Raw genomic sequence first — 21,457 nt, forward strand, 5'->3', positions numbered from 1 at the left:
TTATTCCCTACCGTTTACAACAATAAAATTATAAGCAGCCCCATAAAGATTAGCATCATTATGATATTGACAGCTTTTAACAACAGGCATAATCTCAGCTACACTTTGTTCCGTAAGCTGATCTTGCAATCTCTTTGCCAATTCTGCACTAAACCCAGGATGAGCTGAAACACCACCGCCAATAATTAATGCATCAAAGTCAAAAGCAACTTGAATATCGTATAGTGCATTAGCTAAATCATCATAAATTTGCGTAATTAACTTTTGTGCAAGTTGGTCATCTTGTTCTGATAGAGCAAATAGTTTTTCGCCATTAACTTGACTAGCACCAGTTTGCTTTTCGTAGGCTGCCGCAGCTTTGACTATTGTCGCCCGCAAGCTCAAGGTTGGCCCTGCTGCTGTCTTGATTAAGCCAAACTCGCCACCAAATAAATGACTACCTTTATATAATTTTTTATCAATAAAAACAGCCCCGCCAATTCCAGTACCAATTACTATGAAAGCAACATTTTGGTAGTCTTTGCCAGCACCAATTTTGACTTCGCAAATACCAGCACAATTAGCGTCATTTTCAATTGCTACTGGCAATTGAAATTCTTGCACTAATTCCTTAAAAATCGGTCGGTGATGAATATACGGAACGGCACTGATACCATTAATTTTACCAAGCTTAGTATCAACTGCACCTGGTGCACTAATGGCAATACCTGTAATTTCTTGGTCATCAATTAATTGATGCATTTTCTTAATTAAGTCAGCAAAAGACTTTGGCGTAGTAAAGCTGGACTGATCAATTAAACAATCGTTAACAAAATATCCTGTCTTAACGGTTGTCCCACCAATATCAAAAATTGCTAATTTCATCGTCTACCTCCTTAAGCTAAATCATTACCGTTGCTTAAAATTACTTTTTTAAACCACCAATAGCTCTTTTTAGGAACTCGTTTTAGATCAAGCAAATCGTGGTTAGTGCGGTTAACATAGACCATGCCATAGCGCTTATCCATATTACCTGATGAACTAGGAATATCAATCAAACCCCAAACAAGATAACCAATTACTGGAACGCCATCAATTGCCATAGCATCTTTCAGTGCCTTAATGTGATCACGATGATAGTCAATTCGGTAATCATCCTGAATCTCACGGCCTTCATATTCTTCACGGACACCAATGCCGTTCTCAATTGGAAACATTGGCAAATGATATTGGTTATAAGTTTTAGTCAAAACATCCCTAAAACCTCTCGGATCAACTGACCAGCCCCATTCGTTTACCTTTAAAAATGGATTTTCTTTATTTCCATACTGCAAGTAATAGTTAGGTAAGGTATTTTCCGGAACTAATGTGCTACTGATCGTCGCACTTTGATAATAGCTAAAAGCAATGTAATCACTTCTCATTTGTCCAATCTCGGTTAAATCTTCAGGTAAAACATCGACTTTGATGTGATTGAGTTTAACACAATTAATTACTTCACTTGAATAGCGACCATAAACAAAAGCATCAAGCAAATTCTTATTCATGAACTCATCAATTTGCCGCGCATATTGAATATCTTTAGGTAATGATGAAACTGGATAAACTTCACTATAAGCTAACATACCACCAATTTTACAGTCTGTTGCTTGGTGCAAGTAATTGGTAATTCTAGCATGAGCTAACATAATATGATGGCTAATTGTATACAATTCAGCTGTTGTTTCTTTGCCTTTAAGACAGCCAGCAATTTTAGAAGCACCTGGCATAAAATAGAGGTTTTGCTCATTGAAAGTAATCCAATATTTTACCCGATCGCCAAATAAATCTATCATTTTCTTACCGTAGCGGACAAAGGCGTCAACTACGTGACGGCTCATAAAACCGTTATATTTTTGTGCTAAATTAAGCGGCATGTCAAAATGATATAGACAAATCATCGGCTCAATTTTGCGTTTTAGCAAATTATCAATCAAATTAGAGTAAAACTCAATTCCCTCAGGATTAAACTCACCATCTCCCTGAGGATTTACCCGACTCCATGAAATCTGGAAGCGATAACAATTAACTCCTTGCTCAGCTAATAAATCCAAATCTTCTTGATAGCGATGATAATCATCAATTGCATCATCCCAAGTCGAAGAGCCATCACTAGCGCGATAAGTATCATAAACAGAAGCACCCTTGCCACCTTCGTTGACCCCGCCTTCCGTTTGCATGCTTGATGTTGAGTTCCCCCATAAAAAGCCTTGGGGCATTATTTGTTTGGCCATATTTTAACCTCATTTCATAAATATTGAAACGTTTCAAACAAATTATAAAAAAAATCTGTTGGTATGTAAAGCAAATAAAAGATGCTATACACTTTTTCCTGTTGATGATCCTTATAGTATTTTTTAACAGGATATTTTTATACAAAAATAGAGGCCGCCTCAAATTTCCTAATATCACTCAAGAAATGTTGTATTAAAAGAAAAAACTTTAAGCATCATCGCTTAAAGTGCATCTAATTAATTATTTATCTTCATCAACAGGATTTGATAAAGAGCCCTAATTTCGAAATTTTTAAATTTTATTTGTTATCAGCAATAACATCAGCAACGTGTTTACCAGAATAGAAGACAAAGCCTGCTTCGGTTCCTGGCATGTTCGGACCATAAGTATCCCCGATTAACATTCCGGCTGCGTCATTACCAGCTGCGTACAGGCCACTAATTACTTTACCATTTTTATCTATTACATTGTGTTCCGTGTTGGTCTTTAAGCCACCCATTGTGCAAAAAGCGCCAATCCCCAATGCCAAAGCATAGAATGGACCATTTTCTACTGGAACCATAAAGTCAGATTTCTTGCCAAATTCGGTATCTTTACCGTCATTAGCCATTTGGTTATATTTAGTAACTGTTTGCTCTAAATCAGATAGTCCCAATTTTTCAGCCAGTTCTTTAATTGAATTGGCTTTAGTAATATATGGAGCCTTATCATCAAGTGCTTTTTGAATTTCTTCCTTCAAGTGTGGCAATTTGGTGTCATGATAATCCCAAGTACCCATTGCTTTATACAATTTTTCGTCATTAAGATGGTCAATTGTACTTTGATCAACAATAGTAAATACTTTACCTTGAGTAAACAAAGCATTACCAGCCAAAGCAAAATTATCTACAACTTCTTCATTGACAAACCGGTCACCATTTTCATTTACCCAAAGTAGTGATTGTTGGTCTGCTGCACCATTTAACTCTGAATAACGATAAACGTAGCCCGGTTTAGTATGGTCTTTCAGATAGCCACCAAATAACATAGCTGTACCCATAGCATATTTTTGTGCTCCGGCATTCCAAGCAAGTTGCAAGCCATCACCTGTGTTTACTTCAGCATTTACAGGAATTAATTGGTCCTCATCGTAATGAGTATCATTCTTAATTAATTCTTTATTGTTCAAATAACCACCAGTTGCCAAAACTACAGCTTTTGTGTCAATTGTCTTGGTTGTGCGGGTATTCAAATCTTCAACAATAACTCCTGAAACATTTCCTTGGTCGTCAAGATTAATTTTAGTGACACTAGTAGAAGTTATAACATCTGCGCCTTGCTCTTTAGCTTTTGGCTCAAGTACATCATGAATAACAGATTTTCCTAAGCCTTTAAACAAGTGCCAAGTACGATAACCACTGCCTAAAGGTTCAACATCAAGATATTCAGCACCAATATCATGCAACCACTTAATCATACCTGCAGAAGCGTCAATGTATTCTTTCCATATTTGAGTATCAGCACGATAATGTGAATACTCTAATTCTTCATGAAGTACATCTTCTTTGGTTAATTGAACATTGTGCTTCTTTTGTAAATATGAACCAACTGCAAAAGCTCCTTCAATATACTCACCACTACCACCAGTTTTCTTGCTTTTTTCAACAACTAACACTGATAAGTTACGGTGACTTGCTTCATAAGCTGCTGCAAAACCGGCAGCTCCACCACCTACAATAACAACATCATAAGAATTTTTAATTTTCATTTTTGAAACCTCCTATTAATTTACTCTTAAAGTATAACCGCTTCCAAAAATATTGTGATATGCTTAATTTGTACTCAAGGCGGACATAAATGTACGAGTAGAAGGTAAAATTTTATGGATAGTGATCAATTAAAAGTATTTTTAGATGTTGCTCAACAAGGCAGCTTTGGTCGTGTAGCAAAGCAAAAGTACGTGACTCAAAGAGCAGTATCACGTCAAATTTCACGACTTGAAACAGAAATTGGTGTCAAATTATTTACTAGGTCAAATAACCGAATAAGCTTAACTCCCGCTGGAAAATATTTTGCTGGACGAGTTCAAGAATACTTAAATAATGTCGATTCAACTATAGCAGAGTTACAAGAAATTTCTCAATCTGCCACTAATTCTTTGTACATTGCTTATTTTTCAATTTTTGATGCCTATATCATGGAAAAAGAAATCATCAATTATAAATCGCAAAATCTACCTCAAATCAACTTTTTTACATCAGAAGAAAGTGTTGAGCATATTTTAGCTGATCTAACTTTAAACAAATTAGATTGTGCCTACATTAATCATTATGGCAGCTACGATATTCCTCATGCAGAGCAATATAATGTAGTTCCTGTCTATTCCAATGAAATGGTTTTAGGTATCAGCAAACATAATCCATTGAGTAGCAAGAACTATATCAATGAAAGTGATTTAAATGGACAAAATTTATTGTATTACAGCAGTGAAAAATCAGATTTTATGAGAAAGACTTTCAAAGCAACCTTAAACCACAGTTCGTTTCAATATCACATTCAACGAGTATCATCAATTGAGCAATTAATGACAAGTACTGCATTAGATCAGGGTATCTCATACATCCCAGCTGGATTAATAGATTTAATCATGCAAAGAGATCCAGAAATAGTTTATCGACACTTTTTATCAGAGCAAAAAAAGCAAAATTATACTATGCAGCTAATTTATCTGAAAAACAATAAATCAAAACCACTAAAGCAATTCGTTAAATCAATCAAAATCCAAAAAGCTTTATAGCTTACGCTATAAAGCAATTATGTTCTTTATTAATCAAAATAATTTTCTATTGTAATAAACATACATCCATTAGCAGGGATTCCCATTTTAATTTTTCCATTCTCACAATTAAGTTTTTCAACTTTTAAAGAAGACGCTTCATCTAATTCCTTAATTTGGTTCAAAGTAGTATACTCAGGCGCCCCTATTTCTTGCCAATATCCTTTTGCATTAGCGTGATCATCATCAATTCTAATTAAGCTTACCTTTTGATTATAATTTTTCCCTATATCAATTAAAATCTCTAAGTCACTTATTTCTTTTGTTGGTACATTGTGATTATAGATAATTAACTGAATCGCTCTATTTTTCTTTACTGCTAACATTTCAGCTGTTGCTTCAGGTTGTGAAGATGTTACTTGTAAACGGATATCTCCTAATTGATGGAATAGTTCAAAAATTCGATATGCCGGTTTGGCAATACCCTGATATGTTTGCAAACCAAAACCACCGTGAAATACATTTGGCTTTTGATACTGTTCTTCAAAAATATCAGAAAAAGTCCAGAATGAATATCCATCAACTAATCCGTCATTATCAGCCAAAGTCTTGGCAACCATTGCAGCAGCATAAGGCTCATCATGAATAGTATCGCCCAATCTAGCTGATACATTCCATTCAGTATAATATAATGGATAATTCTTAGCTTGCTGCTTAGTTCTTTGTGTCATTTCTTTCAAAATACCACGATGATACGTTGTTTTCTTACCATGAGTTTTCGCAAAGTAGTCATCAATACTTAAGCCGCTTTTCCAAAGTGGATCATCTGTTGGATAATGATGTGTTGTTAAAAAGTCTAATGGAACACTATTATTCTCACAAAAATCAATCATCTCAGGAATCCAGGAATTAAATGAAGTTGATGGACCACCAATTTTCAAATTAGTATCAATTTTTTAATTGCTCTTGCCGTAATTTCATATAAATGAAAGTAATCATCTTTATTTCCCGCAAAGAATAATGGTAAGTTTGGTTCGTTCCAAACCTCGAAAAACCAGGACTCTACTTCTTCTTTACCGTATCTTTTCAAAATATGTTTGATAAATTTACTAATTAATTCTTGCCATTGTTCATCAGACTTAGGCATAGAATTGTTACCGCCGTATGGGAATATTTTTCCTTTACCAGATGCTAAACATTCAGGCATGAACCCTAACTCTACAAAAGGTTTCATACCTATTGAAAGCAGAAAATCAAAAATAGTATCGATATTTTCAAAATTATAAATCATACCATGTGAAATTCCGTCAAGCCCAGTCATTTCTGTGCAGACGCTCATTTCATCATTAAAAATACCATGAAAACGTACATATTTAAATCCTAACTCTCGATGTGCTTTTTCCAATTGTTTTTGATAATCAGCTCTTAAAGCTGTATATGCGTGACTACTACCAACACATAATTCCCAATAATGAGGAAAACTATGCTGCTCTTTTGCATTAACCTTAAAATTTATCATTAGAAACCCCTTTATAGTTTTGTAGTTACAGATAATCCAGTTTCAGTTTTTACATTCAAGCTGACTGCTTCTTTTTCCGTTCGCTCTACAATAATTAATGCTCTACCGTGATAAGTGTTACTACTCTTATTATTCAATTCAGTTACAGGTTTAGGATTGCCACTACCAACTGCTACAATTTTTGCATTTCCCGAAACAACTTCAGCAGTAAACAGAACATCCTCATCTGTTATCATTGTTCCTTGATCATCGACTAGCTTCACATCGATATAAGATAGATTATGACTCTCATGAAAATCCAACTGATTAAATAGCGTTTCAGGTTTTAATTTCAACTGTGTAGTTTCTTGAGCTGAAAGTAACTTTGTTCTTACCAGTTCCTTTCCATTATCGTAAGATACTGCAACTAATTCACCTTTAGTATAATCTGTTTCAAACAAAGTTCGATAATTAACTTTCTCTCCTGCAGGCTTTCTTCCTAAACTGCAACCATTTAAAAACAATTCGACCTCAGTTCCTCTGCTATAGACTTCCACAATTACTTTAGAATTTTCAGGTACATCCCATGACCAGCTTGATACAGTATCACTTAAAATCCATGGAGTTAACTGAACTGGTTCCCCATAATGATGTGGGTCTTGTACTGCAATATACGGAGCTTGACGTAAGCCAAAGACAATTTCACGATAATAGGAAATAGGTCTTCTAAAACCAATTAAGTCGATATCACCAACATTAGAAGTTAGAATTGGAAATTTTGCCCCCCAAGCCACCATCACCAAAATGATAACTAGGAACACCAACACCTGCTTCACCTAAATAATCCCAACCAGTCCAAGTAAAGTCACCAATTACCTGTGGTAACTTCAAGACGTTATCCCAATTACGAGCAATTTCAGGTGGATAAGTTTCACTGCCTACCATAATTCGATTAGGATAAGAATCACTATCTTTTTTATATCTTGCTCCCATATAGTTATAACCAACTATATCAATTTGAGCAGCTACCTTTTTAATTTGTTTTGAAATAGCTGGATCAGTGACTATTTGATCAAGATACTTATCCATGTACGTCATAAATTCATTTACGTTTTGATTACTTAACTTCTTTTTTTCTTGCTTATATGTAACATTGGCAATGATTTTCAGCAAATCAGTTCCGACAGTGTACATACCATTAATGGCAGCAAGAGTATATCTGGTATCGTCAAGATTCTCAATTACGCTATTGATTTGTTCACAAATTTTCAGCCCTTGATCAGTGGCAATCTCTGGAATTTCATTACCAATAGAATACAAAATAACGCTGGGATGATTAAAGTCCTTTTTAACCATTGCTGCTACGTCATTATGCCAATCAGAAGAAAAATCAAGGCTATAATCATAATCGGATTTACTTCGATTCCACATGTCAAAAGTTTCATCCAAAATATACATTCCTAATTCATCACAAGCACGAAGAAGTGCTGGTGCAGCCGGTTGATGAGCCATTCTAATAGCATTAAAGCCGGCCTTTTTCAGCAAATATATTTGACGGTAAGAATTTTTTTGTAATGTCATAGAACCTAGTAAGCCACTGTCATGATGAATTGCAGCACTTCTTAACTTAACTGAGTTTCCATTAACTGCAAGTCCATTAACAGGATCTAAAGTTAATTGTCTGATACCTGTAACTACTTTTTCTTCATCAACCAAATCATTATTTTGCAATAGCCTAAAGTCCACTGTATATAGATTCGGATGTTCCGCATCCTATAATTTAGATTGATTAATATACAATTGTTGTCTTAAATTTCGTTTTTCATTGGCAAACAGAACTACCTGAGACTCTTCCTTGGTAACTATTTTGTTTTCGTCATCATAGACAATTGTTTGTAAACAAAATTCATTCTTATATCCCGTATTATTAATCGTTACTTCAGCTTGCAAAGTAGCAAGTGAATTCGTAATTGATCTTGTTTTGACAAAAATATTATCAGAACAAATATAAGTACTATCACCAGTTAATAAATAAACGTCCCGATAAATACCGGCTCCAGAATACCAACGGCTGTTAGGTTCTGCACCTGATTTTGTCACGACACGTATTTCATTATGCTCATCAAAGTTTAAATAATCATTTAAATAAACGTAAAAATTTGAGTAGCCATAATGATTTTGACCTGCTAACTGACCATTAACAAAAACTTGAGCATCTTTATATACTCCCTCAAAATTCAAAATAAAATTTTGATTAATTTGATTTTGTGTAACAAATAAGTCCTTCGTATAAACAAAAGTTCCGCCATCATAATAGCCTGTATTTCCACCATTACTACTATTTTTATTTCGTTTACCCGCCATCATTGCATCATGTGGTAGCGTAACTTTTTGCGCGTTATCTGGAGTTGTCCAAACTAATGAAAACGAGTTTTTATCTTCCCAAAAATACCAATCTTTATTCCAATTTTCTTTTTTCATTGAAATGTACTTCTTTCATAACAAAAAGTGTGCTTTAAACGCACACTTTTATTTACTTGATTTTTTCTTGTATTTTTTCAAAATCACTTTTTTCAGGTAAATCAGGTGCAAAATACTTTTCTAACCATTTAGTACATAAAGTTGTCCATTGACCAACTTTCGGATTTATTTGTGATTTTGCTTCGGCAACCGCTTGAGTACCTAAACTTAAGCCATGACCACCTTCACCAAAAATATGAATTTCATAAGGAATCTTATGTTCTGCTAATACTTTTGCTAAGTTTAAAGAATTAATTGGTGTAACCAAAGGGTCAGTAGCAGTCGTCCAGATAAAGAACGGAGGTGTATCACTATCAACGTGATCAACAGGACTCACTTCTCGTTCTGTTTCCTCATCAGGAAATTCTTGACCCAAAAAGGCAACATTTGAAGCTTTCATAAATGCATAATCCATTGGTGAATCTTTTTTAGCCTTTACATCCTGATCCAATAAATGATAATCAGTAATTGCATAGCCTAAAATTGTAACTGCTGGACGTAATTCTTTTGCAGTAGCTCCCAAGTAATCAGTCAAAACTGGCTCATTAAATACAGTTGAGTACAATGCTGCAACATGGCCGCCTGCTGAAAAACCACATACTCCGATCCTTCTTGAATCAACATGCCATTTTTCAGCATTCTTTCTTATCAACAGCATTGACTGTCCTAATTCCCGGATTTGTCTCGGATATTGTGATTCTTTCTTTTCTGGTAATGGCTTAGATAAATCCGGCATAGCTAAGCTACCTTTAGAATAGGTGGTATATCTAAGTACAAAAGTATGGTAGCCCTGATTAGCAAAATACATTGCAACAGGTTCTGCTTCACGATCAGAACAACTAAAATATCCTCCTCCTGGACAAATAATTAATGCTGGTCGTGGTGTTCCTTTGAGCATTTCAGGTGAATCATCTAATAAATATGCTGTTAAAGTAACGTCAGGATTATTTTTATCTAAATTAAATTTTTCAATTTGCATAATTTTACCTCACAATAATTAGTTTTTTAATTTGCTCGTTTAGCGATCTAATTACCAAATAACTTAAATAGACAAGACATTAGTCATAAAAATATTCAATCTTCTTGTCACACTTGTAGACTATCATATTACTTAAAATCATAATATAGCTACTTTGAATTTTGATTAATAGTTTTAAAGCCAATCTTTATTTGCTATCATCCTTATAAAGTTAAATAAGCTTCGTTGATTGTACCTAGTATTTTAGCCGAAATTTTTCAACTATCATATAACAATAACTTAGAACTCCAAAAGTCACTAGCAAATATTACTAATTTACAATTCTTAAATTCAAAAAAAGAATGTTAGTTTTTATCCTAACATTTTTTTTTGATGAGTTTTCCTCAATAACTTTTATTGTTCTACTAAATTAATAAAAGTAGCAAATATTAAATCATCTATTTTCCATTAATTGATATGCTTGAGCTAAAACTTTTGCACCATCCATCATTCCATATGCTTGCATATCAATTACAGCTAATCCAACATTTTTTCCTTCTATTTTTTTCTTAAAGTCATCTTCCATATATCGAACCTGAGGTCCAAGTAAAATACAATCAATATTCTTTTCAGACATTTTACTATCAGCTTCAGATGCTGGAGCAGCGAAAATTGCAACATCCTTATTTTGCTCTTGAGCTGCTTTTTGCATTTTTGTTACTAACAAACTAGTACTCATTCCAGCAGCACAGCACAACATAATTGTTTTTTTAGCCATTTTAAAATTCTCCATTAATCTCTCTTTTGGTGACATTTTTAGCATTTTCTTTTATTACTTTTTGATAAAAATAGTAACTATCTTTAGGATATCGTTTTAACTGCTTTTCAGAATAATTATCACGATCAACAAAAACTAAGCCATATCTTTTATCTACACCATCATTAACACTTAACAAATCCATAAAAGACCATGGATTGAATGATATTACATTAACACCATCTTTTATGGCCTCGCGCAATTCAAAAATATGACCATTTAGGTATTTAATTCTTTTTTGATCGTGAATCTTACCATTTTCTAGCTCTTCATGCTCAGGCCAACCACATTCAGTAATGACAATTGGAATACCCGGAAAACGATCATTAACTACTTGTAATGCTAACCTAAGCCCAACTGGATCATAAGAAAAATCCCATTCAGAATTCATTAAACGCGTATCAGTAATTTTCTCAACATTAGATATTACACCATCAAGCATTTTAGGGTTTTGATCATTGCTTAGCTTAAATACAGAAGTAGAGTACCAATTTAATCCCAAATAATTTGCTCTACCCTCTTTTAAAATATTTGCGTCTTCTTCATGAATATCTAATGTTAAACCACTGTCTTTCAAGTAACGCAAATAGTAAGATGGTAATTCACCACGGATAGCAACATCCATGTCTATAAATGAGATCATATCTTCCATTGATTTACTCTTCAAAGTATTAGCTGAAGTATGATCATATGGAAAGTTCGTCATGTAAGAAACTGCCGGTCCAATTTTAGAATTTGGAAACATTTTGTGACAAAGAGAATATACTCTAGCTTGTGCTAAAAACATATTATAGTTAGAATTTTCACCCTTTTGTCTTAAATCATGTACATTATCGGCTGTTATTCCATTCATTGAAGGAACGTTTGCAAGCAGTGACTGTTCGTTAATTGTTAACCAATACTTTACACGATCTCCAAATAATTCAAAAACGGTTTTTACGTAGTGATAATAATCATCTATAGCTTTTCTACTTGCCCAACCGCCATATTGCTCAACTAAAGATTCTGGAAAATCAAAATGGAAAAGTGTAACAATCGGTTCTATTTTATTTTTTATTAGCAGATTTATTAATTTATTATAAAAGTCAATTCCCTTTTGGTTAGGTTGAGCATCATTTCCATTAGGAAAAATGCGAGCCCATGAAATTGAAAAGCGATAACTTTTTAAGCCCAACTTTGCCATTAGGTCAACATCTTCTTCAACATGATGATAATGATCAACTGAAACTGAGGTATCAAGATACTTGCTTTTTTGCGAACGCAAATCAGCAACTGTTAATCCTTTACCATCTTCATTAGCTGCTCCTTCTACTTGAAAAGCAGAAGTGCTTGCACCCCATAAAAAATTTGAAGGAAAATCATCTTTTAATTGATATTGCATATTATTCTTCCTTACTATTTTCTTCATCAAGGGCTTGTTTGTCAGCAACTTTAAAGAATGGTAAATAAATAATCATCATTAAGCCAAAGTTAATCAGCCAAATGACTGCACCTTGCCAACCCATAATCATTGTATCTGCAATAATTTTAGGCATTGTCCAAGGCATACCCATTCCTAAACTTGGGTTATAACTTGTAATAAAACCTATCTTAACTGCTAATAATGCAACACCGCTAGATACAAAAGATGAAAGAATGAATGGAATAAACATAATTGGATTTAAAACAATTGGCATACCAAAGATTATCGGTTCATTGATATTAAATAAATTCGGTAAAGCAGAAACTTTAAAGAATTTCTTATAGCGTTTTGATTTACCCCAGAGCAAACCAATCAATACTAAACTTAATGTAGCACCAGCAGCATCATTATTTGTAAAGGCAAAAACAACTAAGTTGCTTAGGTATGGAATAGTTTTACCAGCTTGAAAGGCTGGTGCACTACCTACCATCATTGAAATAACCAACGGAATAATCACAGATTGAATTGCTGCTGGGTGAATACCAAATGTAAACAGTAAATTCGATAAAGCCATAATTAAGATTAAAGTTATTGGGGAACCGCCAACATGTAATAACGGTGTTGTAATCAATTTATTTACAAAATCAAATACATTACCGAAAGAAGAATAGTCAAAAATTACTCTAACAATAAATACGGTAATAAAAATAATAATACCAATCAATAAAGGCTCAATTGATGAACTTACCATGCTAGGAACTGAATCAGGCATTTTAATAACCAATTTTTTGTTATGGCTTAATTTAACATAAAAAACACCAATTAAAATCGATAAAATAATTGCCACAATAATTCCTTCACTGCCCATATAAGACATTTGAAAAGCATTGATTGGCTTTTTACCAGGTATAATCTGAGGAGCCAAGACAAAGAAACTTGCTAAACTGAATAATCCAGCGGTCACACCATTTTCGTTACACTTTTGAGCATAATTATATGCAATTGTAAAAGCAATGAAAACGGCTAAAATATTCATTGTTCCATTAACGATTGCCGTCATAGATGGTGTAACACCAATTTTATTAAACCAATCAGCAACCGGTTTTATTGGAAAACTTGCAAAAATCGAAAATATTGATGCACCAATTGTTACTGGCAGAGTCATTACCATACCAGATGAGATACTCTGCAGGACTTTATTTTGTCCTAATTTATTTGAAAACGGGACTAAAGTTTTTTCTAGCCATGTTTGGAAATTTTTCATTTTTGTACTCCTAACTAAACTAATTCGCTTTCATTTGTGATTTTAGTATATTAGTGTTGTTCATAGAGCACAATATTCAAAAGCCAGAAAAAATATGTTCATTTTACAGATTAGTATTTAAATAATCAAAAATTTTAATATCGAGAAACACCGCTTGATCTAGTATTTAATCGATACTCAGCCGGTGACATTCCAAAGTATTTTTTGAAAATTTTATAAAAGTATGATGGATTTTCATAACCGACTTTATTAGAAATTTTTGCAATAGACGCATTCGTATAACTTAAATACCTCGCTGCTACATTCACTCGTTGCAAATGAACTAGGTTGATAAAGGTTTTACCAGTATGCTTTTGCAAATAATCAGACAAGTAATTGGGATTAAAACCAAAATTAGCTGCCATCTTGGTAAGAGTAATGTCTTTATAATTTCTTTCAATATATAGCAGCAATGAAAGAAGGTTGTTCTTTTGGTGCTGATTGCTTTTTATCTTAATGTCAGAGTAATTGACTTGTCGAATTAGGCGAGAAAACAACGTCAATATTTCTAATTTAATAATTTGATCTGATTGAATCTCTGGAAAATAGTATTCGCCGATAATGTCATAAACTAGATCAACTATCTTTTGATTATGATTTATTTCAAATAAGCTGTAACGCCCTTCCCCATATTCTTCATCTGATAATAAAGAAAACAGCAGGTTAGAAATTGCTGAGCCACTCTCTTTTGCCTGCAAAAAATTCAATTCATTTAAAGAAAAGGCCGAGGTTTTTAAAGCTATATTTACAACAATTCCCTTCTTGCTAATCGGTTTAACCTGATGAATTGTCTGATTACCCATAAAAATAATGTCCTCTTGCTTCACTTTAATCTTAGTATGCTCTAAAACAATCTCACAATCTTCAACTAGTGGAATCATAATTTCCACATAATCATGGATATGAAAAGGAATAAATGATCCAACTGGTTGGACAGAAATAGTAATTGCACTACTATTCAAAATCAAATCATCCGAATACGTATCATAAAATTGATATACTGGCTCACCATCAACCATTCGTACTTTATGAGCTATTTTCCCGTTATCTTTAATTTCTGCGAAAACATCATCCCAGCTTCGCTGATGATTTTTTGTACGTAAATAATTAATTAGCTTATTAGTCAAATTGCTTCCTCTTTAGCCATACTATAAATCTGTGAAATAAACACAGTTCTTATGTTTTTTAACGATAGTATACTATTAAACAGTAAGATAAACTAAACCTAAATTCAATAATTATTAAACAATGGATAGAGGTAAACCATGACAGATTTAACTAAAAAGCCTTACAACTTAACCACTGAGCAAATTGACTTTGTTCAAAAGAAAGTTGCAAGCATGACAATAGATGCTAAGATAGGTCAGTTATTTTTCGTAATTGGGCAAGATGAAGATACAACTAATCTAAAAGACTTCATCAATAAATATCAACCAGGTGGAATTATGTATCGACCTGATAAAGCCCAAAAATTACAACATGAAATTGAAACTATCCAAAAAGAAAGCGAAATTCCACTATTTATTTCTGCTAACCTTGAAGCTGGTGGCAATGGCCTAATCAGCGAGGGTACTTGGTTTGCTCGGCCAATGCAGGCAGCTGCAACCAATGACCCGCAATCAGCTTACAATCTTGGCGATGTTTCTGGATATGAAGCCAAACAAGTTGGCGGAAACATGTCATTTTCACCAATTGTTGACCTTGATGAAAATTTTCGTAATCCCATTATGAATACACGTACCTTTGGCAGTAATGAAGATACTGTTACCAAAATGGCTGATGCAGAAATTAACGGCTTGAAAAACAATAACATTATTCCTGTTGCTAAGCACTTCCCTGGAGATGGTGTTGATGAACGCGATCAGCACTTACTCAGTTCAATTAATTCTTTATCTGCTGAAGATTGGATGGAATCTTATGGTCAAATTTATCATCATTTGATCGAAAATGGCCTGCCAAGTATCATGATTGCTCACATTATGCAGCCTGCTTGGGAACGAAAATTAAAACCAGGAATTGAAGACAAGGATTTACGACCTGCCACTACTTCTAAATTGCTGATTAATGGGTTATTACGTAAAGTTTTAAAATTTAATGGTTTAACAATTACTGATGCAACACCAATGATTGGTTACAATGTCATCATGCCGCGTTCTAAAGCTCTGCCAACAACAATTAATTCCGGAATTGATATGATTTTATTTAATAAAAACATTGATGAAGATTATCAGTTTATCAAAGATGCAGTAAATGATGGCACTCTTTCAGTAGAGCGAATAGATGAAGCAGTCACACGAATAATCGCCACCAAAGTTGCTCAAAAAGTAATGGATACCAACTGCAAATTACTCGAACCAGCGCCAGCTAAGTTTGATTTGAAATTAGCTGAACATGAAAAGCTTGCTGCTGAAGTTGCCAGAAAATCTGTAACTTTAGTTAAAGATCGAGACAAAATTCTACCTATCACTCCTCAAAAATATCCACGCTTACGCCTTGTTGTCTTAGGCGACACTGATGATGGTGGCTTTAAAGAAGGCGGCCAAGTTACTGCTAAGTTCAAGAAGAAATTAGAAGCACTTGGCTTTCAAGTTTCAGTATTTGATCGTCAAAATTTAGACTTTTATGAAGTGTTTGAAGGCGGTCTGCAAGATGAAAAGGACAAGTTCGACCTTGCCTTATACATTGCAAATGTAGAAACAGCTAGCAATCAAACCACAACCAGAATTGATTGGATTCACCTAATGGCGGCTGATGCACCTTGGTTTATGCGCAGCATACCAACTGTCTTTGTATCAATGTGCAATCCATATCACCTGTTCGATATTCCAATGGTTTCCACTTATATCAATGCTTATACCGGAAATGATGTAACCATTGATGCAGTTCTGCGAAAATTAATGGGTAAAGAAGAATTCTTGGGTCACAGTCCCGTCGATCCATTCTGTAGTCGCTTTGAAACCAGACTATAAAAGAAAATGTGATCGTCAATGCAAATTTTAGAAATTTCAATTAATCATATGCATGAACCAATTGGTTTTGATTTTAGTAATAGAGTTCGAATAGAATTTAGTGCTGAAGTTGAAAACAAAGTTGATTCAGTTCAAAAAAGATTAATTATTAAAACGGATAGTCCAATTTTTGATTCATCTTGGCAAAGCTACGACAATAATGTTTTTGATGAAGCTATTCCTCTAGAACCTCGCACTCGCTACACAGTAATCATTCAATTAAAGCAAGCCGATGAAATTAGCGAAGGTTCAACATTTTTTGAAACAGGAAAAATGTCCGAAGCTTTTAAAGGTAAATGGATTGGTAACTCAAACAGTGATTTACAAAATACACTATTGCGGAAACATTTTAAAATTGAAAAGCCAATAAAAAGTGCTCGGTTATACATTACTGGTCTTGGTTTATATGAAGCCTACCTTAATGGTGAAAAAATTGGTAATGAATTTCTCGGTCCTGGTGTAACAGCCTACGATAAATTAATTCAAGTCCAAACTTACGATATCAACAATTTTTTAACTAATAACTCACAACAAGAACTGCTGATTTCCCTTGGTGATGGCTGGTATAAAGGAAACTTCGGCTTCGATGGTGGCAAAGACAATATCTATGGCTCAAGACAAATGGCACTAGCTGAATTACACATTAACTACCAAGATGGTACAAGTGACGTGATATTAAGCGATCATTCATGGCAAACAACTGCTGGAAAAATTACTAAATCAGCAATTTATTATGGTGAAGATTATGATGACAGAATTGCCATCACTAATTGGCAGCCAGCAGTAGAAATTGATCATTCATTTGCGCCTTTGCATGATCGACTAAGTTTACCAATTAAGAATCATGAATTTTTGCCAGTTAAGAAAATCATTCATACTCCAAAAGGAGAAACTGTTTTAGACTTTGGTCAGAACCATGCAGGTTGGCCAGAATTTTTAAATCATGAACCTACTGGAACGACTGTTAAATTGCAGATGGGAGAAATATTGCAAGACGGCAACTTCTATCGTGACAATTTACGTGAAGCCAGAGCTGCTTTTGTTTATACATCGGATGGCAAAGAAAAATGGGTGCGGCCCCACTTTACTTACTATGGTTATCGCTATGTCAAAGTTACAGGTTTGACCAAACCAATTTCTGCAGCCGATTTCCGTTCAAATGTTATATACTCTGATATGAAAGTCACTGGCGGCATTACTACAAATAATTCAAAAGTTAATCGTCTGTTTCAAAATGTTCTTTGGGGACAAAAGAGCAACTTTATGGATGTACCAACAGATTGCCCTCAACGTGATGAACGCTTAGGCTGGTCTGGAGATGCGGATGTCTTTTCAGGAACAGCTGTTTTAAACATGAACAGTTATGCTTTCTTTAAAAAATATGCTAAAGATATACTGATTGAACAAAAAGAACATCATGGCATGTTAACGATGTACGCTCCAGCTATGGGTGTCGATGATGGTGGTGCTGCCGTTTGGGGCGATGCCGCGACTATTATTCCGTGGACAGCATATTTGTCTACTGGTGATCCTGCAATTTTAAGACAGAATTATTCAGAAATGAAAGCATGGGTTGACTGGATTAGTGCTCATAGTTCAACACCGAATCTCTGGACTGGACAATTTCAATTTGGAGATTGGCTTTCACTAGATGGTGAAAATCCTGCACTTCCAACTGGTAAAACAGATGAGGATTTTATTGCTTCAGTATATTACTATTATTCAACCTTAATTGTCTCTAAAACTGCTAAAGTACTTAAACTTAAAACAGACGAGGCTGATAAATATTTAGTAAGGGCTAAAAAAATAAAAGAAGCAATTCGTAAAGAATACATTACTCCAAATGGTCGGTTAGCAATTGATACTCAAACTGCTTACGCGTTAGCTCTGTACTTTAATTTAATTCCAGAAAGCCAAAAGAAGCGCGTAGTAAATGACTTGGTTACTAGACTAGATAAAGATAATAATCATCTTAAAACAGGCTTTGTTGGTACGCCAATAATTTGTCAGGTCTTATCAGATAATGGGTATCATAAGCTGGCAACACAGATTTTCTTAAATGAAGATTTTCCAAGTTGGCTATATGCAGTTAACTTAGGAGCAACGACGGTTTGGGAAAGATGGAATTCTGTATTACCTGATGGTTCGATGAATCCTGAGGTAATGAACTCGTTAAATCATTACTCTATTGGAGCAATTATGCAGTGGGCATACAAATATGTTTTGGGGCTTAAAGAACAAACAAATGGTTATCAAAAGGTTCTACTTTCACCACAATTTGACTACCGCTTAAAGCATGTTACTGGCTTTTATGAAAGTTCATATGGTCAATTAAAAGTAGATTACCAATTGGAAACTGATGAAAATCATACCGTAAAGATAAAACTTGAAGTTCCGTTTGGTCAAACCGTTAATTTAGAGCTTCCTAACTATCAAGAAGGTAGTATTAAAGTTAATGGATTACAGACGGATGACAAATTAACTTTAACAAACGGCATATTTAATATTACCTTTATACCTCAAACTAGCTATATTGAACATTATTCTTTAAATATGCCGGTTAAACTATTAATGAGTGATTCAGAGTTACTTACACAGCTGACGCCAATTAATTCAGTATTTTCATTTTTTAAAGACAAGACAAACTTGGACAATTTAGGTTCAATGTCATTAAAGCAACTAAATACCATGTTACCCTTTATTAATATTTCCGATACTGACTTCAGTAAAATTGAGCAGATATTAAAACAAACACCATTATCAGAAGAAAGGAAGTTTTTGCATGAAAGGCGTTCTCTTTGATTTGGACGGCGTTATTGCCGATACCTCAATTTATCATTTTCAAGCATGGCGCAAATTGATTAAGGATCATTTTTCATTAAACTTGCCTAATGAATTAGAACAACAAACTAAGGGTGTTAGTCGCACAGATTCCTTAAAAGCTATCCTGAATTTTTTAAATATTGATGTCAGTAAAGAGCAATTTGAACAATTAGCCGCTGAAAAAAATCAAACATACCAAAAATTACTAAACAATTTAACTCCAAAAGATATTTTACCGGGAATCCAAAAATTAATTAGTGATTTTAAGAGCCATGATGTCAAGCTTTCACTTGCTTCTGCAAGTTTAAATGCTCCTTTAATTTTAGAAAAATTAGATTTACGGCAAGACTTCGATGCCATAGCTAACCCGAATGAAGTTAAGCTTGGAAAACCTGCACCAGATATTTTTCTTCAAGCTGCAAAAGAAATTGGTGTGCCGCCAAAAGATTGCGTTGGCATTGAAGATTCCATTGCCGGAATCGATGCAATCAATCGTGCTGGCAGCCTATCAGTTGGTGTTGGCGCAAAAGAAGAATTAAGTAAAGCAAAGTTACTATTTCCAACAACAGCAGATCTAAATTACAATCAAATTGAAACAGCTTGGGAACAAGCATCAATTAAGTAAATATTTTGAAATAACAAAAAAACCCTAAGAATTTTCTTAGGAGTTTTTGCGTTGCATCATCAGATAAACAACAGCTAATAAAACTTGCAATCCTGCCAAAAAGCTTAAAATGATAAATGATTTATTAATGCCTGCTAATGTCACTTTCCCATGACCAACGCTAGTCATAATTCCTGTAAAAGCAACCATACTAATCGCACCAGCATATGTCCGCATTGCACTGATTAAAGCCGACCCGTGCGCTGTCAAACCGCTATCAATCTTCAGCATCCCCCAAGTAACTAATGGCATCATCAACATCGAAATCGCTAGCATCCGAAAGGCATAAACAATTGAAATATACCATGTGGGTGTCAAAGCGGATAGATTTGCCAAACCCACGCAACTAATAAATAGAGCAAGACTACCCATGATTAAAATCGGTTTAATACCATATTTATCAAACAATTTTCCTGCAATTGGACTAAAAATCATCATGACAATTGATCCCGGCAGAGTAATCAATCCCGTTGCTGTCGAAGAAAAGCCTTGAATGTTTTGTAAAAATAGCGGCAAAATTAGTGAGCCTGCCATCATCACAGCATACAAGATCATGCTTGCTAGCAATGCTAAGGTAAAATCCGCATTTTTTAATGGTTGTAAACTTAAGAACGGATTTTTAGCTTTGACCTGCCGATTGCAAAATACAATAAGTGCGATGCAGGCAATTAAAAGTAGCAGTACAGCAAATTTGCGATAATCGTAACTGCCGAGTTGGTCAATTCCAAGCGTTAAACCACCAAAGCCAATAACTGATAACAGTAATGAAACGTTATCCAAACGCAACTTTTCACCAGTTGATACGTTACTGACACTTCTTAAGCTAATCAACAAAACAATTAGTGTAACTACTAGAACAAAACCAAAGATTGCGCGGTATCCTAATTTGTCCGTTAAATAGCCTGACAAGGTTGGCGAAAATACAGGCACACCACCTACTGCTAACCCATAAATTCCCATGTACGTTCCTACAGATTGTGCAGGGAAAATTTGAACAATTACAACTTGCGTTAATGATACGAAAATTCCACAACTAATTGCTTGGAACACGCGTCCTAAGATCATTATCGTCAAAGTATTGGCAACAGTACAGACTAGTAACCCCATGCTGAAAAGTATCAAAGAGGTAATCACAATTTTACGCGTTGAAAAACGTTTAAGTAAAAATGGTGTTACTGGAATCATAATTCCCATAGTCAGAGTAAACGCACTGGTTAGCCATTGACCCTGGCTAGCATTAACTTTTAAACTTTTCATAATCACTGGTAAAATCGTTGTCATCGATGTTTGCATCAGTGAACTCAGAATGCAGCATAGCAGTAAGACGACAAACAAACAATTGGCTTGTTTAGTCGTTAACTTATTTTGTTTAGTTGACATAAAACAGCTCCTTAATTAAATATTGGACTATTTCATGCTAACAACCTCAGAAAACTAAAACAACCAACATTTTTTA

General features: G+C 34.4%; 16 protein-coding genes and 1 pseudogene. 4 read left to right on the forward strand and 13 right to left on the reverse strand.

Going from position 1 to position 21,457, the window contains the following annotated elements; translation table 11 throughout:
- From OZX76_RS07145 to OZX76_RS07155, 3 genes are all read right to left on the reverse strand, one after another.
- Entirely contained in the window at positions 1-864 is an 864-nt protein-coding gene (locus OZX76_RS07145; protein ID WP_277179058.1) for an ROK family protein, read from the reverse strand.
- Positions 865-875: 11 nt separating this feature from the next.
- A complete protein-coding gene (locus OZX76_RS07150; protein ID WP_277179061.1) occupies positions 876-2,252 on the reverse strand; it encodes a glycoside hydrolase family 1 protein in 1,377 nt (458 codons plus the stop codon).
- 299 nt (positions 2,253-2,551) lie between these two features.
- On the reverse strand, positions 2,552-4,000 hold the full coding sequence (locus tag OZX76_RS07155; RefSeq protein ID WP_277179063.1) for an FAD-dependent oxidoreductase: 1,449 nt from the start codon (positions 3,998-4,000) through the stop codon (positions 2,552-2,554).
- Positions 4,001-4,114: 114 nt separating this feature from the next.
- Between OZX76_RS07155 and OZX76_RS07160 the strand changes: the two genes are divergently transcribed.
- Positions 4,115-5,029 carry a LysR family transcriptional regulator gene (locus tag OZX76_RS07160; RefSeq protein ID WP_277179065.1) on the forward strand — a complete coding sequence of 305 codons (915 nt, stop codon included), beginning with the start codon at positions 4,115-4,117 and terminating at the stop codon, positions 5,027-5,029.
- Between the two features lie 29 nt (positions 5,030-5,058).
- Here the strand turns inward: OZX76_RS07160 and OZX76_RS09840 are convergent.
- The 9 genes and pseudogenes from OZX76_RS09840 to OZX76_RS07210 form a co-directional block, all read right to left on the reverse strand.
- A pseudogene (locus tag OZX76_RS09840) lies at positions 5,059-6,527 on the reverse strand (hypothetical protein).
- Between the two features lie 11 nt (positions 6,528-6,538).
- A complete protein-coding gene (locus tag OZX76_RS07175; protein WP_277179071.1) occupies positions 6,539-7,327 on the reverse strand; it encodes a DUF4982 domain-containing protein in 789 nt (262 codons plus the stop codon).
- Positions 7,263-8,237, reverse strand: coding sequence for a glycoside hydrolase family 2 TIM barrel-domain containing protein (locus tag OZX76_RS07180; RefSeq protein ID WP_277179073.1), 975 nt, complete (start codon positions 8,235-8,237; stop codon positions 7,263-7,265). Before OZX76_RS07180 ends, OZX76_RS07175 begins: the two co-directional genes overlap by 65 nt.
- Positions 8,238-8,279: 42 nt before the next feature.
- The gene (locus OZX76_RS07185) at positions 8,280-8,987 is read right to left on the reverse strand and encodes a sugar-binding domain-containing protein (protein ID WP_277179075.1); all 708 of its coding nucleotides are present in this window, start codon (positions 8,985-8,987) and stop codon (positions 8,280-8,282) included.
- Between the two features lie 52 nt (positions 8,988-9,039).
- Entirely contained in the window at positions 9,040-10,005 is a 966-nt protein-coding gene (locus OZX76_RS07190) for an alpha/beta hydrolase (RefSeq protein WP_277179077.1), read from the reverse strand.
- Between the two features lie 433 nt (positions 10,006-10,438).
- Positions 10,439-10,762, reverse strand: a complete 324-nt coding sequence (locus OZX76_RS07195) for a PTS sugar transporter subunit IIB (RefSeq protein WP_277179079.1) — start codon at positions 10,760-10,762, stop codon at positions 10,439-10,441.
- A gap of 1 nt (position 10,763) precedes the next feature.
- Positions 10,764-12,182, reverse strand: coding sequence for a glycoside hydrolase family 1 protein (locus tag OZX76_RS07200; protein ID WP_277179081.1), 1,419 nt, complete (start codon positions 12,180-12,182; stop codon positions 10,764-10,766).
- Position 12,183: 1 nt separating this feature from the next.
- On the reverse strand, positions 12,184-13,467 hold the full coding sequence (locus OZX76_RS07205) for a PTS transporter subunit EIIC (RefSeq protein WP_277179083.1): 1,284 nt from the start codon (positions 13,465-13,467) through the stop codon (positions 12,184-12,186).
- 134 nt (positions 13,468-13,601) lie between these two features.
- Positions 13,602-14,633: an AraC family transcriptional regulator gene (locus OZX76_RS07210; protein ID WP_277179085.1), complete on the reverse strand. Its 1,032-nt coding sequence runs from the start codon at positions 14,631-14,633 to the stop codon at positions 13,602-13,604.
- A 138-nt stretch (positions 14,634-14,771) separates the two neighbouring features.
- On the opposite strand from OZX76_RS07210, the gene OZX76_RS07215 reads away from it, so the two are divergent.
- From OZX76_RS07215 to pgmB, 3 genes are read left to right on the forward strand one after another with little or no spacing between them, the layout of a single operon-like run.
- Positions 14,772-16,475 (forward strand): glycoside hydrolase family 3 N-terminal domain-containing protein, encoded by a 1,704-nt coding sequence (locus tag OZX76_RS07215; RefSeq protein WP_277179088.1) that lies wholly within the window; start codon positions 14,772-14,774, stop codon positions 16,473-16,475.
- Positions 16,476-16,493: 18 nt separating this feature from the next.
- Complete coding sequence (locus tag OZX76_RS07220) at positions 16,494-19,316, forward strand: alpha-L-rhamnosidase (RefSeq protein WP_277179090.1); 2,823 nt, start codon at positions 16,494-16,496, stop codon at positions 19,314-19,316.
- On the forward strand, positions 19,297-19,962 hold the full coding sequence (gene pgmB / locus OZX76_RS07225; RefSeq protein ID WP_277179093.1) for a beta-phosphoglucomutase: 666 nt from the start codon (positions 19,297-19,299) through the stop codon (positions 19,960-19,962). Before OZX76_RS07220 ends, pgmB begins: the two co-directional genes overlap by 20 nt.
- Before the next feature lie 36 nt (positions 19,963-19,998).
- Here the strand turns inward: pgmB and OZX76_RS07230 are convergent, their stop codons facing one another.
- On the reverse strand, positions 19,999-21,381 hold the full coding sequence (locus OZX76_RS07230) for a DHA2 family efflux MFS transporter permease subunit (RefSeq protein WP_277179095.1): 1,383 nt from the start codon (positions 21,379-21,381) through the stop codon (positions 19,999-20,001).
- Between the last annotated feature and the right edge of the window lie 76 nt (positions 21,382-21,457).

The sequence above is a fragment of the Lactobacillus sp. ESL0677 genome, assembly GCF_029392875.1.
Lineage (GTDB): Bacteria > Bacillota > Bacilli > Lactobacillales > Lactobacillaceae > Lactobacillus.